Raw genomic sequence first — 14,934 nt, 5'->3', positions numbered from 1 at the left:
CGGCATGACAGAATTTTCAACAGCGAGATGCTTCAGCCACTAACCTGAAGCATCACCGCCAGAAACCCTTTCATGCCCGAATCCCTGCCTTCGTCCACCGCCTTGTGGGGCCGCCCCCGCTGGCAGCGCCATCTGATGGCCTTGGTGGCATGCGGCGTCACCACGGCGTTGACGCTGCCACTGCACGAATGGCTGGACCCGGTCAACACCGTCATGCTTTTCCTGCTGACCGTGGTCTTCGTGGCCACGCAATTGGGGCGTGGCCCGGCGGTACTGGCCTCCTTTTTCAGCGTGGCCCTCTTTGATTTTTTCTATGTGCCGCCACGCTGGTCATTTGCAGTCAGCGATGTGCAGTACCTGCTCACCTTGCTGGTGATGCTGGCGGTGGCCCTGGTCATTGGTCACCTCACCATCGGCTTGCGTCAGCGCGCTGAACAGGCGCTGCGCGTCGCGCAGCAGTCACGGGCTCTGTATTCGCTGGCGCAAACCCTGGCCGGGGCGTTGACCACCGAGCAGGTGGCTCACGCCAGCCGCGAGTTTGTCCACAGTCAGCTCGGCGCCCGGTTGACGTTGCTGGTGCCCGATGCCCAGGAAGAACTGCACGCCATCGAGCCTGCCCACGCTCCCACCGGCAACACGGCCTGGCTGGTGGCCAAGACGGTGTACCGCGATCAACAAGGCGTGGAGTCACACCAGATCGGCTCTGAGCAGGACGCCCACGTGGTGCTGCCCCTGGCGGGCGCCACCCGGGCGCGCGGCGTGCTCATGGTCAGTGCGGCGGGCCCCGCAGGGCTGCAGCTTCACGCCCAGCGCCCCTTGATCGAAGCGGTGTCATCGCTGGTCGCCATCTCGCTGGAGCGGCTGCATTTCGTGGAGGTGGCCCAACGCACCCAATTGGAGATGAGCGCCGAGCGTCTGCGCAGCTCCATCCTGTCGGCCCTGTCGCACGACATCCGCACGCCGCTCACATCCTTGTATGGCTTGGCCGATTCGCTGAGGCTTGTCCAGCCCCCACTGCCCAAAGCACCTGGGGAGATGGCCACGGCCATCCGCGACCAGGCCATGCGCCTGCACCGCATGGTCAGCAACCTGCTGGACATGGCGCGCTTGCAGTCAGGCCTGGACACGGGCCAAGTGCGCCTCAGGCTGGAATGGCAGCCGCTGGAGGAAGTCATCGGGGCCAGCATCCAGACGCTGGGCCAAAGCCTGCACCAACACCCCGTGCAAGTGGACCTGCCCGACGACCTGCCCCTGGTGTCAATCGACGCGGTGCTGATGGAACGCGTGTTTGGCAACCTGCTGGAGAACGCCAGCAAGTACGCCCCCCTGGGCAGCACCATTCACATTGGCGCAAGCGTGCAGGGCGATGTCGTGCAGATCATGGTCAGCAATGCCGGGCCGGGCTTCGCGGCCGACAGTCTGCACAAGGTCTTTGGCTTGTTCGAGCGCGGCGTGCAAGAGTCCAATGTGCCAGGCGTGGGCCTGGGGCTGGCCATCTGCCGCGCCATCGTCGAAGCCCATGGTGGCCGCATCGAAGCCTTGAACCCGGCCGAAGGCGGCGCGCAAGTGCGCTTCAGCCTGCCCTTGGGCTCGCCGCCCACCATCGAGCCCGAGAACCTCAGTGGAGTTGGCCCATGACCCAACCCACCGTGCTCGTGGTCGAAGACGACCCCCACATCCGCCGCTTCGTGCACGCCGCGCTGGAAAGCGAAGGCTGCCACGTGGTGGACAGCGACACCATGGCCCAGGGCCTGATCTCGGCCGGCACGCGCCAGCCCGACATGGTCGTCCTGGACCTGGGCTTGCCCGATGGCAACGGCCTTCAGTTCGTGCAGGACCTGCGCACCTGGTCCAGCATGCCGGTGCTGGTGCTGTCAGCCCGCACCGCCGAGACGGACAAGATCGAGGTGCTGGACGCAGGCGCCGACGACTACCTCACCAAGCCCTTCTCGGTCGGCGAACTGCTGGCCCGCGTGCGAGCCCTGCTGCGGCGCGGGCGCAAAGGCACCGAGGCCGAGCAGCCCCTGTTCAGTTTTAGCGATGTCGAGGTTGACCTGGTGCGGCGCCAAGTCACGCGCGCCGGCCAGCCCGTGCACCTCACGCCCATCGAGTACCGCCTGCTGGGTGTGCTGCTGGCCAACGCGGGCAAGGTGATGACGCACCGCCACCTGCTGCGCGATGTCTGGGGCCCGGCCTATGTTGACAGCAACCACTACCTGCGCATCTACGTGGGGCACTTGCGGCACAAGCTTGAAAACGACCCGGCGCAACCGCGCCATTTCCTGACCGAAACCGGCGTGGGCTACCGTTTCCACTCCGGCCACTAGGAGTTCTCATGTCATCCAACCCCCAAGGGACATCGCGCCTGAGCGCTTTGACCCTGGCCGCCCTGGGCATCGTCTTTGGCGACATCGGCACCAGCCCGCTGTACGCCTTCAAGGAAGCGTTCTCCGGCCCGCACGGCATGCCCGCCACGCCCGAATCGGTGTTGGCCACCTTGTCGGCGCTGCTGTGGGCCGTGGTCATCATCATCTCCCTCAAGTACGTGTGGGTGGTGCTGAAGTACGACAACGATGGCGAAGGCGGCGTGCTGGCCCTGACCGCCCTGGCCCACCGGCTCACCAACGACAGCTCGCGGCGCTCCATCCTGGTGATCAGCGCGGGCGTGTTCGCCGCCGCATTGTTCTATGGCGATGCCATCATCACGCCGGCCATCTCGGTGCTGTCGGCGGTAGAAGGCATCAGCATCGCCACGCCGCGCTTCGAGCACTTCATCGTGCCCATCACCATCGGCATCCTGGTGGGTCTGTTCCTGATCCAGAAGCATGGCACGGGCAGCGTGGGCAAGCTCTTCGGCCCGGTCACGGTGCTGTGGTTCCTGAGCTTGGCCGCCTTGGGCGGGATCAGCATTGCCCAGACGCCCGAGGTGCTGCAGGCGCTCAACCCGATGCACGCCATCCGCTTTGCCATTGACCGCCCGCCCAGCGCCTTCCTGCTGCTGTCGGCCGTGTTCCTGGGCCTGACCGGCGGTGAAGCGCTGTACGCCGACATGGGCCACTTCGGGGCCAAGGCCGTGCGCCTGGCTTGGTATGGCCTGGTCTTCCCCAGCCTGATCATCAACTACTTTGGCCAAGGCGCGCTGGTGCTGCGCGATGCCTCGGCCGTCAGCAATCCCTTTTTCCTGATGGCCCCGTCGGCCCTGTTGATCCCGCTGGTCATCTTGGCCACGGCGGCCACAGTGATCGCCTCGCAGGCCACCATCTCGGGCGCCTATTCGATGACCCTGCAAGCCAGCCGCCTGGGCTACATGCCGCGCATCCGCATCCTGCACACCTCCGACAAGGAGAAAGGCCAGATCTACATCCCCAGCGTGAACTGGCTGATGCTGCTGGCGGTGATCCTGCTGGTCATGTCCTTCAAGTCATCGGGCGCACTGGCCGCCGCCTATGGCATTGCCGTGTCAGGCACGATGATCATCACCACCTTGCTGACCGCGTTCGTCACCCTGATCAGCGCCCGCGTGATGCGCTTGCCCATCCTGGCGGCCCTGGGACTGTTCGGGGTGTTGGAGCTGGGCTTCTTCGCCTCCAACCTGACCAAGCTGGGAGATGGCGGCTGGTTCCCCCTGGCCCTGGGCGCGGCCATCTTCCTGATGCTCACCACCTGGAAGCGAGGCAGCCAACTGGTGGCCGACCAGCGCCGCAAGATCGACATTCCCATGGTTGATTTTCTGGAAGGCCCCATGCCCGATGTGCCCCGCGTGGCGGGCACCGCCGTCTACCTCACGTCCGACCCCACCATCGTGCCCAGCGCTTTGTTCCACAACCTGAAGCACTACAAGGTCATGCACAGGCAAACGGTTTTCTTGCACGTGGTGAACGAGAACACACCTTATGTGAGCGACAGCCAGCGCCTGGAGGTGCTGAACGTGGCGCCAGGGTTTTTCATGGCCACGGTGCGTTTCGGCTTTCGCGAAGAGCCCGACATCCCGCAAGCCTTGGCCTTGCTGCAACTGTCGAGCCTGGACTTGAACCCCATGAGCACCACCTTCTTCGTGGCACGTTCCACCATCGCCGACGGCCCCGGCGCCCTGCCCGCCTGGCGCTGCGCCCTGTATGGGTGGATGACGCGCCAGGCCGAAGGCGCCGCCACCTACTACCGCTTGCCAGCCAACCAGGTGGTGGAGTTGGGCACGCAGGTGATGCTGTAACACCATTCAATGTCGCTCAGAGGCGTGCGCACCTCGGCCTGCTCGATGCGCAGGTCAAAGGGGGCTTGCAAACCCACCAGGTTGAAATCGGCCCGGTTCAAGACGTCGGCCTGCAGCTTGGCATGCACGGGCACCGACAGGTGCATGGTGGTGCGAACCGGCACCTTGATGGGCTCACTCACCCGGCCAGTCACCTTCACATCCAGCGCCAAAGGCAACTGCACCTTGATCGGCACCGTGAGGTGCACCGGCACCTTGAAGGTGACTGGCACCATGACGTTCATGGCCGGCAGCCACGACACCACGGGGATCTTCATTTCCACCTCGGTCGACACCGGGATGTCCTGGTCGAAGCTGACGCTGGTGTCCACCGGCACGGTGGTGTTGATGACGGCCTGAGCGCTCAGCTTGTTCACCAATTGCACGCTCACCGGCTGGTCGATGGGCACGGCCACCTTGGACTGGGTGTCCAGCCGCAGGTGCAGCGGCGTGTGCACTTCGGCCCGTGCGGGCATGCCGGTGGGCAGGCGCAAGGTGACGGTTTGATCGCGCAGGGCCACTACGGACTGCCAATGCTGTCGCACTTGCCAGGCCGCCCCCGCGACCAGAGCGGACCAGATCAGCGCGGCGCCCACCATCACCAGCACCACGTCCCGCCGGCGCACGGGCCGGTGCCAGCCCCGCCGAGGCGGCAGCGTCGTGGTCAAGGTTGGCGCTCAAGCTGCACGGCGTTCAGCGGCAACTTGATGTCCATGTGGGTCAGGCCCGCCTTCACCGTCTGGCTTGGGAAGCTCAAAGTCGCATTGACAGGCGCGGTCACGGGCAGGCTGAACGACTCACGGATGGGCACCACCGTGTCCATGACCGTGTCGATGCGGGCACTCAAGGGTTCGGCCAAGCGGATCAGCGCGGGCGTGTTCAAGGAAACGGGCACCTGCTTGCGCACAGGGATCACCAGGCTGATGGGCACGTCGGCCTTGAGCGGCACCTTGCCCTGGATCGGCAAGGTGACGGCAAAGCCCAGGATGCGCGTCTTGACCTTGGTGTCCAGGTCGATCACCTGGTCAACATGCAAGGTGTGCTCGATGGGCACGTCAAAGTTGATGGGGACCGAAGTTTCAACGCTCACCGTGAGCGGAATGGGTTCGGTGATGGGGATGCTGAGCGTTTCGTGAACGGGCACCTTCACCCGCAGGTTCTGATCGATCCGCACCTCGATCTTGTTGCTGACCGAAGCCCGCACGGCCAACTCGGACGGCATGCTGATGCTCGCCGCCTGATCGCGCAACACCACATGGGCGGCCAGGTTCTGCCAAGCCCAGTGGGCCCCGAAAACGGCCACGGCCGTCATCACGAGCAGCAAAGCCAGGGTGCTCAGGAGCAGCGTGCGCCAAGTGAGGGGTGAAGACGGGGGCTCATGCATATGCGCCTCACTCTACCGCACACCCGCGTGGTCAGATCCTCACATGAACCACATGAGGCCAGGGCAAACAACGGATCTGCACGGTGGCGCGCAGCGCACCCGCCGCCAGGATCACCTGGTAATCCGACGAAAAGCGGCCCTCGGCCAAGCGCTGGTGGATCGTCCAAGGGCCCACACTCAGGCGTGACAAGAGGCGCGCGGCTCCGTCACGGACAGGTGAGATGACGGCGCTACCTTGGGCGGCCTGGACCAGCAAGGCCTCGATGTCCTGCGGCGCTGGCTTGCGGTGGGCAACCAAGCGGTGGTGGGCACCCGGGGCGTGGCCGCCTAGGTCCAGCGCCTTGTCAGCCACGTGGGCCGCTTCGTGTTCATGCGCCGAATTGCTCATCACTGCACCTTGAACTTGAATTTGCCGTCCTTGCCCGCACTGACCTTGATCTTGCCGATCTCCTGGCCCTCGGCCATGCGCGCCAGCACGCTGTCGGCGATCTCGGGCAGCAAGGTGCCGTTCAGGATGTGGTCAACCGCCCGGGCGCCAGTGTCCACCTCGGTACACCGGCTGAGCACGGCCTCCATCAGGGCCTCGTCATAATCAAGCACCGCCTGGTGGTTGGCTGCCACGCGCTGCGCGATGCGGTCCAGCTTGAGCCGGATCACGTTGAGCAACACGTCATCACTCAAGGGGTAGTAAGGAACGACCTTGGTGCGCCCGATGAAGGCCGGCTTGAAGGTTTTGTACAAGGTGGGCCGCAGGGCCTCGGCCAGCGCCTCGGCGCCGGGCAACTCGCCTGGCGACTTCATCACGGTACCACCCGCTGCCTCATCGTGCTTGAAGCAGGCTTGCATGATGCCCTGCGAGCCCACGTTGGAGGTCAGAATGATGACCGTGTTGCGGAAGTCGATCTCACGGCCCTCGGCATCGTCCATCAGGCCCTTGTCGAACACCTGGAAGAACATCTCCAGCACATCCGGGTGCGCCTTCTCGACTTCGTCCAGCAGGACGACGCTGTAGGGCTTGCGGCGCACGGCTTCGGTCAGCACCCCACCCTCGCCGTAACCCACGTAACCGGGAGGCGAGCCCTTCAAGCCGCTGACACTGTGCGCCTCCTGGTACTCGCTCATGTTGATGGTGATCAGGTTGCGCTCGCCGCCATACAGGATGTCGGCCAGGGCCAGCGCGGTTTCGGTCTTGCCGACGCCGCTGGGGCCCACGAACAGGAACACGCCCTTGGGCTTGTTGGGATCCTCCAGACCAGCGCGGGCAGTGCGCACGCGCTGGGCAATGGCGGCCAAGGCATGGTCCTGGCCAATCACGCGCTCTTGCAAGGTGGTGTGCAAATGGCGCACCGTCTTGATTTCGTCCTTGACCATCTTGCCCAAGGGGATGCCGGTCCAGGCGGCCACGATTTCGGCGACCACGTGGCCGTCGACCTGCATGGGCACCAGTGGCGCCTCGCCTTGCAACGCGGCCAACTCGGCCTGCTTGAGCGACAAGAGCTCGTGCTCCGGGCTGGCATGGGTGATGGCCGCCTTCTTGCGGCCCTTGGTGGCGGCCTTGGCGCCGTCGTCCATCACCGGTTCACCGATGTCAGACTCGCTGGCGCGGCTTTCCAACCTGGCGCGCAGGTCACGGATGTCGGCCACCAATTGCTGCTCGAAAATCCAGCGTTCTTCGTCAGCTGCCAAGGTGGCCTGGATGGCGGTGCGTTCTGCTTGCAGTTCATCCAGGCGGGTGCCATGGCTGGCACCGCTGGCCACCTCTCGTTTCAAGGCGCTGGATTCGGCGTCCAGGCGCTCAATGCGTTTGCGCGCGTCCTCAATGCGGGCAGGCGTGGCGCTTTGGCCCAGGGCAACCTTGGCACAAGCCGTGTCCAGCACGCTGATGGCCTTGTCGGGCAACTGGCGGCCACTGATGTAGCGGGCCGACAGGCGAACAGCTTCCAGAATGGCTTCGTCGAACAGGCGCACCCCAAAGTGCTTTTCCATCAAGGGCGCCATGCCGCGCAGCATGGCGCAGGCCAGCTCTTCGCTGGGCTCTTCCACCTTCACCACCTGAAAGCGCCGGGCCAGGGCCGCGTCTTTTTCAAAGTATTTCTTGTACTCACCCCAGGTGGTGGCAGCGATGGTACGCAGCTCGCCCCGGGCCAGCGCCGGCTTGAGCAAATTGGCCGCGTCGTTCTGGCCAGCCTGCCCGCCCGCGCCAATCATGGTGTGCGCTTCGTCAATGAACAGGATGATGGGCTGCGGACTTTTCTTGACCTCGTCGATCACGTTCTTCAGGCGGTTCTCGAACTCGCCCTTGACCGACGCCCCCGCCTGCAGCAGGCCCATGTCCAACACGTGGATGGCCACACATTGCAAGGAGGACGGCACATCGCCCAAGGCCACGCGCAGCGCCAGCCCTTCCACCACCGCGGTCTTGCCCACGCCGGCTTCGCCCGTCAGGATGGGGTTGTTCTGTCTGCGGCGCATCAGGATGTCGATGGCCTGGCGGATCTCGGCATCGCGGCCAATGACCGGATCCACCTTGCCGTCCTGCGCACGTTGCGTGAGGTTGGTGGTGAACTGGTCCAAGGCCGGCGTCTTGCCTGCCAGGGTGGCGCTGGCATCGGCCTGGTCGCCCGTCTCCGCAGGCTGACCAAGGTGCATGGCCCGCGCAGCCTCTTGCGAGCCCTGCGTTACCTCGGCCAACTTGTGCCTCAGATCCTCCAGCTTGAAGCCGCCAAACAGCCTGGAGCCGCGGTAAGCCAATTGACTGAGCGATGGTTCGGTCAACAAGGCCATCAGCAAGTGGGCACTGCGGATGCCCGGAGAAGCCTGCGACTCCAGCGACGCAATCAACCAGCCATGCTCCAGCAGCACAGGCAGGTGGCTGGAGAACACCGGCGTGCGGCTGTTGCCGGTCTTGAAGCGGCCCAACTCGGATTCGAGGTCGCGCTGCAATTCGGTGGTGGAGACACCAAAGCGCCGGCACAGCACCACCAGGTCGCTTTGCGGCTGCTCGAGCAGGGCCAAAAACAGATGCTCCAAATCCACCTCGTAGTGGCCACGCCCCATGCACAGGCTGGCGGCCCGCTCCGCCGCGCGGCGGGTGGTGTCATTGAGTTTGGAGATCAAGGTCTTGAGGTTTTGGCTCATGGTGATGACAGCGTTGAATGTTTTTTATGGTGATGTGACGTCAGGCCGCCGCGTGGATGTCGTACCGCACATCGGCGCGGTCTTCGTTGGCAGGCCTTGTTTGCAAGAAAGTGTCCCAACCCAGGCAGGCTTCGGTGAGCGTGCGCTTGGAGTCCAGCGCACTGCCCCGCACGTCGTCCTGGCGCAAGCGAAGGTTGACCTCGAACTCCAGGCTCACGCCATTCAACAGGGTCAGCAACTCGCGCAAGGCCAAAGCCCCCGGGGCCCCGGGCAAAAAGCGCCGGAACCGGACATGGTCGAGCGAGCCCAACACAATGCGCATGCGCAGGTCGCGTTGCCAAACCCGCTCACCCAGCATGGCCGACTGTCCCAGGCCGCCATGGCCTGGTCGGCCCAGGTATTGGCGCCCAGCCTCGGGCAGGGTGTACCAGCGGCCCACGAACTGCTCCAGCGCCACTGGCACGTCCAGGTAGCCTTGCAGCAGCTGCTGCAACTGGCGGGCCGACAAAGTGCGCTGCTGCAAGGTGCCTGCATGAAAGGCCAGGGCCTCGTCGGCCACGCCTGTTCGCTCGGTGTCCAGGCGGCCGCGCAGTGCCTTCTGACCGATACCCGCCAACGCCAGGACCACGGGCATGAAGCGCTGGCGCCGGTCGCCTTCGTATTGGATGTGCAGGCGGTGCTTTTTCCAGGCCTGGTAGAACAGCATCACGGCCCGGTGGCTGAACACATCCATGAAGGCCCGGGCGGCATGGTCCTTCTGGTACAACTCACGCTGGGCCAGCGACTCGGTGTAATGCAGCGGCAAGGTACCCGTGACGCCCAATAGCCCCATGAAAGCTGGCGTCAGGTCGATGCGGTCAATGTCTTGCGGGCCTGCAGTGTGCTCGGGCACGTTGCCATCCGGGCGCCGGTGCACGAGCAGCGACTCGATCTCGCTGACGGGAAAGCCCAGTGAGATCGAATTGCGGAAATTGAGCTTGTTCAAGCCTTCAGGCGTGGCCAGCCACCGCTCCAGCAGGCGCACCGCCTGGAAGAAGCCAAACTGCTGCGGCTCGCGCAGCAGTTGCTCGATCACACCAGTGGTTTGTCGCCGTTGCGGGGCGGGCATGTCAGCACCTCTTCCTGTGTGCGAGCCGACACGATGGTCAACTGCGTGAAACTGTTGACGTGAACGTACAGGCCAAAGAAATAGTCCATCACCGCGGCCAGCAAACCCAGGCCCGTGCCCACGAAACTGTCTTCGTCCACGGTCAGCCGCACTTGGGTACCGCGCACGAAGGTGGCGAAGGGCTCACCGGGCAGCCAGGCCGTGGCCGGGCGAAACTCAACCGCCACCAAGCCATCCACCTGCCGACGGTTGGAGGCGCTGCGCGGCAGGTCATACAAGCGCAGCATTTCCTTCAGCGCGTCGATGCCCTCAGAGGACAAGGACAAATGGTTCAGGGACAGGTGTGAGATCAATCGCCACAAGGTGCCCCGGCCACGTTCGAAGCGCTGGCTGGCCGTCGGTTTGCGCAACATCCTGATTTCGCGGGCCAGGCTTCCGCCTTCCAGGACCAGGTCACCGCCCGGCGCGCCAAAGGCCAGCAGGCTGGGCAAATCCCGGTTGGTGGCAGTCACCGTCAAGGACAAGGTCTCGGTCTGTGGCAGGGCTGGCTCGAAATCCACGTCGACGATGGAAATCTCTGTTTCGTAGCCCGGGCTTTGCTCGGCCAGGTCGTCATCACGCCGCGCGTGCCAATAACGGCCCGGAGCGCGACCTTCTCCCTGTGCCTTGGACCGTTGTCGGCGCAAGGCCGCCAGGCTGGGCGCCGAGGCGCTGAGTTCGGCCTCGTCAAAGGGCAGCAGATCGTCGTGCCTCAATGAGAAGAAGGGACGAAACTCATCGACGGACTCGCCATGCGGCGTTTGCAGGACACGGTAGACGCGGTCGATGGAATAGACCTCGTGGCCAAACGCGCGGCGGCTGTCGGGCAAAACAGGGTAACTCGAGGCCGTGTGGGTAATGCGGATGGGATCGGCCGGCTGGCTGAACAAGTTGACCACGGGCGTGCAACCCAGCACGAAGCTCCGGGCCTGGATCGTCTCCAGCAAGCGGGACTCGTCCGAATCGCTTCGGATGCCGGACATGAGCAGGTGCAAGGTCAAAGAACGCACACCACGAGCATCACCATCGCCACCGTCTGAGGGTGCCTGGCGCAGGTTGCGGGGCACCGGCACGGTCAGGTCGACGAAGTTGAATTTGTCTGGGAAGGCAAAGTACTCGGTCAACAGTCGGTAGGCTGCGTGCGATCGCGCGTCGAAATCAATCAGGGCTTCATCGTCTGCAAAGCCCGCCAATTGAGGCGCGGCTTTGTCGATCCCGATGGACGCGGCCGACAGCCAGGGCTGGTGCGGGGTTACCTGCGTCATCACGCCCACCACCTTCTGGCACAGCGCTTCGCGCAAGGCGCTGACCTGCGAAGACTCGCCATCCAGGTATACGCGCAAAGGCTGGTCGGCCAGGACGTTCCACGAGGCCTGGGGCGACAACAACTCCATGGTGATGGACAGCACCGAAGTCGCACCGGTGGGCAAGCGCGTACCTTCGGGTGCCAGCACTGAATTGCGGAACGCGGCGTTGGCAATGCGCACCGGCCGCAGCGTGGCCGATTGGGTCGTGCGAAACTTGCAAGGCACGCCCTTGACTGGCCGTGAAGTCAGCACCGTGCCTCGGGCCACCTCGGCGGTCTTGCTCATCTGACCGGCAGCAAGGCCCAGATCGAACTGGACGATGGAGCAGGATGGGAAAGGCCGGAGATAGTGCGGGTACAGCACCTCCAGCATGGATTCGGTGAAAAGCGGAAAGTCGTCATCCAGGCGCTTGTGGACGCGCGCCGCCAGCAAGGCAAAGGATTCGATCATCCGCTCGACATGGGGATCCTGCGAAACGTCGTTGGCCAGCTGCAGGCGCCCCGCGATCTTGGGATAGCGCTCGGCAAAGCTCATCGACGACTGCCGCAGCAAGGCCAGTTCGCGCTCGTAATGGGGCAGCAGATTTTCCATGGCTAGGCGTTGCGTCCGCGGGAAACTTGGTAGCGTTGACTGACCGGTTGCAAGACCGCGTCGAAGCTGACGATCTCGTTGGCCTCGTTGGCGATCAGCAAGGCCTGGATGGCAAAGTGCAGGCGCTGGCCGGGACCGGCCGTGCTGCTCACCTGGACCACCGGATTTTGAAGCCGCGGCTCGTGCACCAGCAAGGCAGATCGAATGTCTTCACAGATCAGCGCACGGTCACCTTGGTTGGCCAGCGACAGCGAAACAAAGTCCTTCAGGCCAAAAGACAGCAATGATTGCTGGCAATGCGTGAAACCGCGCAAGATGCCTTCGGGCATGCCACAACGAGAATTCAACAGCGACTCGACATCGCGTGCCACGCTGTCCTTGAGTTGATCGATCGATGTGTGCCCCCGCTCGTCACGGTGGTCATCAGTCAATTTCTCCAGCAGGTTCAGTCCAAACAAGGTCATCATGAAAAAAGCGGCGGCACGAGGCCGCCGCTTGTCCGTTCAGTCGATCAAGCGAAGGTCGACGTGTTGGTGGCCAGGTTCCAGGCACCGGTGCCGGTGACCGAACCTTGGCTGCCGTCCAGCTTGGACGCCGAGTAAGCCCAGTCCACGGCCGAGTACTTCAGGCCGAAGGTTTCCTTGGGGATGCCTTCTTCCGACACGGTGGGCGCCACGGACGAGATCAGCACGTTCTTCAACTTGATGACCAGGTACTTGACGCGGTCGTTCTTGGTGCCGCTGTTGAACGAGCCCGTCTGGCCGCTGGAGCGGTAGAAGGTGATCTCAACTTCCGGGGTCACCAGACCTTGCGAAGCGGCCTGCCACAGCTTGGGGCTGGACGAATCGATGTCCTTGACGAACACCATCTCGTCATGTTCGCAGCGCTCGGAGGTGTGACCACCGGCGGTCGAAGCCGAAGCCGACTTGGGTTGACGAATCAAGTGGGCCCAGGAGTCCACTTCGATCGTAGGCTTGGCGTTCTGGCCGGTCGCGGCGTTGCTGCCGTGGACGGAGTCACGCACATCGCCCTTGATGGCCGAGTTCTTGAACTCGATGTAAATGTCTTTCATTATTTTTCCTTCCGTGATGTTTTTTAAAGAAAGGGATGCGCCTTAAGCACCGCTGGGCAGTTCTGCAACCAAGCGCAGCGACACCGAGAGCTCATCCAACTGGAAATGCGGGCGCACGAAAGCGACCGCACGGTACACCCCAGGTCGTCCGGGGACTTCCTGCACCTCGATGGATGCCTCCCTGAGGGGGTATTTGGCTTTGGCTTCTTGCGACGCGCTGTCGTCGGCCAAAACATACTGAGCAATCCATGCATTGAGGAAGCTCTCGACATTGCCCGCCGAAGCAAAGCTGCCGATCTTGTCGCGCATCATCGCCTTGAGGTAGTGCGCGATGCGGCACACCGAGAAGATGTACTGCAGCTGGGACGCCAAGGTGGCGTTGGCCGTGGCGGCGGGGTTGTCGTACTTCTTGTGCTTTTGCACCGATTGGGCACCGAAGAAAGCGGCGTAGTCGGTGTTCTTGCAGTGGACCAGAGGGATGAAGCCCAGGTCGCTGAGCTCCTTCTCGCGGCGGTCGGTGATGGAGATCTCGGTCGGGCACTTCAGGGCCACTTCGCCATCGTCGGTCTTGAAGGTGTGGGTCGGCAGGTCTTCGACGAGGCCGCCGCCTTCAACACCGCGAATGGCCGCGCACCAGCCGTACATCTCGAACGCCGAGGTCAAACGCGCACCGAAGGCGTAGGCGGCATTCACCCACAGGTACTTGCTATGGTCGGTGCCGTCGATGTCCTCGACGAAGTTGAAGCCTTCGGTGGTATTGCCATCCTTGGGATCAAAAGGCAGGCGCCCCAGGAAGCGCGGCAAGGTCAAAGCCACATAACGGGAGTCTTCCGATTCCCGGAAGGACTTCCACTTGGCGTATTCCACGGTGTCAAACACCTTGGCCATGTCGCGAGGCTTGCCCAGGTCGGTGAAGGTGTCCAGGCCCATCAGCTCTGGCGAGGCTGCCGAGATGAAAGGCGCATGGGCTGCTGCAGCCACATGGGACATCTGGTCCAGGAAGTACATGTCTTCAGCACCACGGCCGGCTTCGAAGTCGCCGATCAGGGCCGCGAAAGGTGCGCCGCCAAAGGTGCCGAACTCTTCTTCGTAGACCTTCTTGAACAAAGCCGACTGGTCAAAGTCGATGGCGGTTTTGAAGTCCTTGACGAGCTCTTTCTTGGTGGCGTTGAACACCTTGATCTTGAGCTTCTCGCCGGTGGAGGTCTGCTTGCACAGGTAATGCAGGCCCGTCCACGAGGACTCCAGCTTCTGGAACTCGGCGGCGTGCATCACTTCGCTGAGCTGGTCGGAGATCAGCCGATCGATCTCGGCGATGCGGGCATCCAGCGTGGCCGACAGGTTGTCGGAGACCACGACCGTGCCTTGCAGGACTTCCTTGACGAGCTCGCCAATGATGTCCTTTGCACGGGCGTGCTCGGTGTCGGTCTTGGCGACCTTGCTCTTGGCGACGATATCGTCCAGCAAGCTGAAAGCATCGGCGGCCACGGGCTGGCCATTGGATTGCAATTGTGCGCTCATGGTGTCACTCCTCGGCTTGGTGGGTTTCAGCGCCCAGCTGCTTGAGCTGTTCGGTGTTGCTCAGGACATCGCCCAGAACGTCTTCCAGCTTTTCGTTGCCGGCCATCTTGTTGCGCAGGTCGGAAAGTTTGGTGCGGGCCTCTAGCAATTTGCGCAGGGGCTCGACCTGCTCGACGACCGACTCGGGGCGGAAGTCGTCGATCTTCTTGAAGTCCAGGTTGACGGCGAACTCGCCACCATCTGCACTGAGCTTGTTCTTGACGCGGTAGCTGGCACGGGGAGCCATGCCAGACAGCACTTCGTCGAAGTTGTCCAGATCGACATTGACGAACTTGCGGTCTTTCAAGCGGGCGACGGGCTTGTCAGGATCGGGCTGACCGGTGAAATCACCCATCACACCCATCACAAAAGGCAATTCCTTTTGCTCGATTGCATCGCCGATCTCGACGTCGTACGTCAATTGAACACGCGGGGGGCGGACACGCTCCAGACGCTTTTGAACACTGTCGTTTTTGGCCATGACAA

13 protein-coding genes are annotated in these 14,934 nt (G+C 63.4%); 3 read left to right on the top strand and 10 right to left on the bottom strand.

The genetic code is table 11. The annotated features are described in order from the left end of the window. Positions 1–72 precede the first annotated feature (72 nt). The 3 genes from LQ232_RS19200 to LQ232_RS19190 are packed head-to-tail and all read left to right on the top strand — an operon-like array spanning position 73 to position 4,210. Complete coding sequence (locus tag LQ232_RS19200) at positions 73–1,638, top strand: DUF4118 domain-containing protein (protein ID WP_230181997.1); 1,566 nt, start codon at positions 73–75, stop codon at positions 1,636–1,638. Further along, on the top strand, positions 1,635–2,327 hold the full coding sequence (kdpE, locus tag LQ232_RS19195; RefSeq protein ID WP_230181996.1) for a two-component system response regulator KdpE: 693 nt from the start codon (positions 1,635–1,637) through the stop codon (positions 2,325–2,327). The genes LQ232_RS19200 and kdpE overlap by 4 nt, the downstream gene beginning before the upstream one ends. Before the next feature lie 8 nt (positions 2,328–2,335). Beyond that, positions 2,336–4,210: a potassium transporter Kup gene (locus LQ232_RS19190; protein ID WP_230181995.1), complete on the top strand. Its 1,875-nt coding sequence runs from the start codon at positions 2,336–2,338 to the stop codon at positions 4,208–4,210. Here the strand turns inward: LQ232_RS19190 and LQ232_RS19185 are convergent. From LQ232_RS19185 to tssB, 10 genes are read right to left on the bottom strand one after another with little or no spacing between them, the layout of a single operon-like run. After that, complete coding sequence (locus LQ232_RS19185; protein WP_230181994.1) at positions 4,156–4,917, bottom strand: hypothetical protein; 762 nt, start codon at positions 4,915–4,917, stop codon at positions 4,156–4,158. The genes LQ232_RS19190 and LQ232_RS19185 overlap by 55 nt on opposite strands. Further along, on the bottom strand, positions 4,914–5,633 hold the full coding sequence (locus LQ232_RS19180; RefSeq protein WP_230181993.1) for a hypothetical protein: 720 nt from the start codon (positions 5,631–5,633) through the stop codon (positions 4,914–4,916). Before LQ232_RS19180 ends, LQ232_RS19185 begins: the two co-directional genes overlap by 4 nt. Before the next feature lie 31 nt (positions 5,634–5,664). Beyond that, entirely contained in the window at positions 5,665–6,021 is a 357-nt protein-coding gene (locus LQ232_RS19175) for a hypothetical protein (protein WP_230181992.1), read from the bottom strand. Beyond that, positions 6,021–8,771 (bottom strand): type VI secretion system ATPase TssH, encoded by a 2,751-nt coding sequence (gene tssH / locus LQ232_RS19170; protein ID WP_230181991.1) that lies wholly within the window; start codon positions 8,769–8,771, stop codon positions 6,021–6,023. Before tssH ends, LQ232_RS19175 begins: the two co-directional genes overlap by 1 nt. A 40-nt stretch (positions 8,772–8,811) precedes the next feature. After that, the gene (tssG, locus tag LQ232_RS19165; protein ID WP_230181990.1) at positions 8,812–9,879 is read right to left on the bottom strand and encodes a type VI secretion system baseplate subunit TssG; all 1,068 of its coding nucleotides are present in this window, start codon (positions 9,877–9,879) and stop codon (positions 8,812–8,814) included. Continuing rightward, on the bottom strand, positions 9,843–11,816 hold the full coding sequence (gene tssF / locus LQ232_RS19160) for a type VI secretion system baseplate subunit TssF (protein ID WP_230181989.1): 1,974 nt from the start codon (positions 11,814–11,816) through the stop codon (positions 9,843–9,845). The genes tssG and tssF overlap by 37 nt, the downstream gene beginning before the upstream one ends. Before the next feature lie 2 nt (positions 11,817–11,818). Further along, on the bottom strand, positions 11,819–12,283 hold the full coding sequence (gene tssE, locus LQ232_RS19155) for a type VI secretion system baseplate subunit TssE (protein WP_230181988.1): 465 nt from the start codon (positions 12,281–12,283) through the stop codon (positions 11,819–11,821). A gap of 44 nt (positions 12,284–12,327) precedes the next feature. Next, positions 12,328–12,888, bottom strand: coding sequence for a type VI secretion system tube protein Hcp (locus tag LQ232_RS19150; RefSeq protein WP_230181987.1), 561 nt, complete (start codon positions 12,886–12,888; stop codon positions 12,328–12,330). Positions 12,889–12,930: 42 nt separating this feature from the next. Continuing rightward, positions 12,931–14,409: a type VI secretion system contractile sheath large subunit gene (gene tssC, locus LQ232_RS19145; RefSeq protein ID WP_230181986.1), complete on the bottom strand. Its 1,479-nt coding sequence runs from the start codon at positions 14,407–14,409 to the stop codon at positions 12,931–12,933. Between the two features lie 4 nt (positions 14,410–14,413). Further along, entirely contained in the window at positions 14,414–14,929 is a 516-nt protein-coding gene (gene tssB / locus LQ232_RS19140) for a type VI secretion system contractile sheath small subunit (RefSeq protein ID WP_230181985.1), read from the bottom strand. Between the last annotated feature and the right edge of the window lie 5 nt (positions 14,930–14,934).

The organism is Aquabacterium sp. CECT 9606, from assembly GCF_918741295.1.
Taxonomy (GTDB): domain Bacteria; phylum Pseudomonadota; class Gammaproteobacteria; order Burkholderiales; family Burkholderiaceae_C; genus Aquabacterium.
The sequence above is the reverse complement of the archived record's forward strand: the minus strand, read 5'-3'. Positions and strand labels throughout refer to the sequence as shown.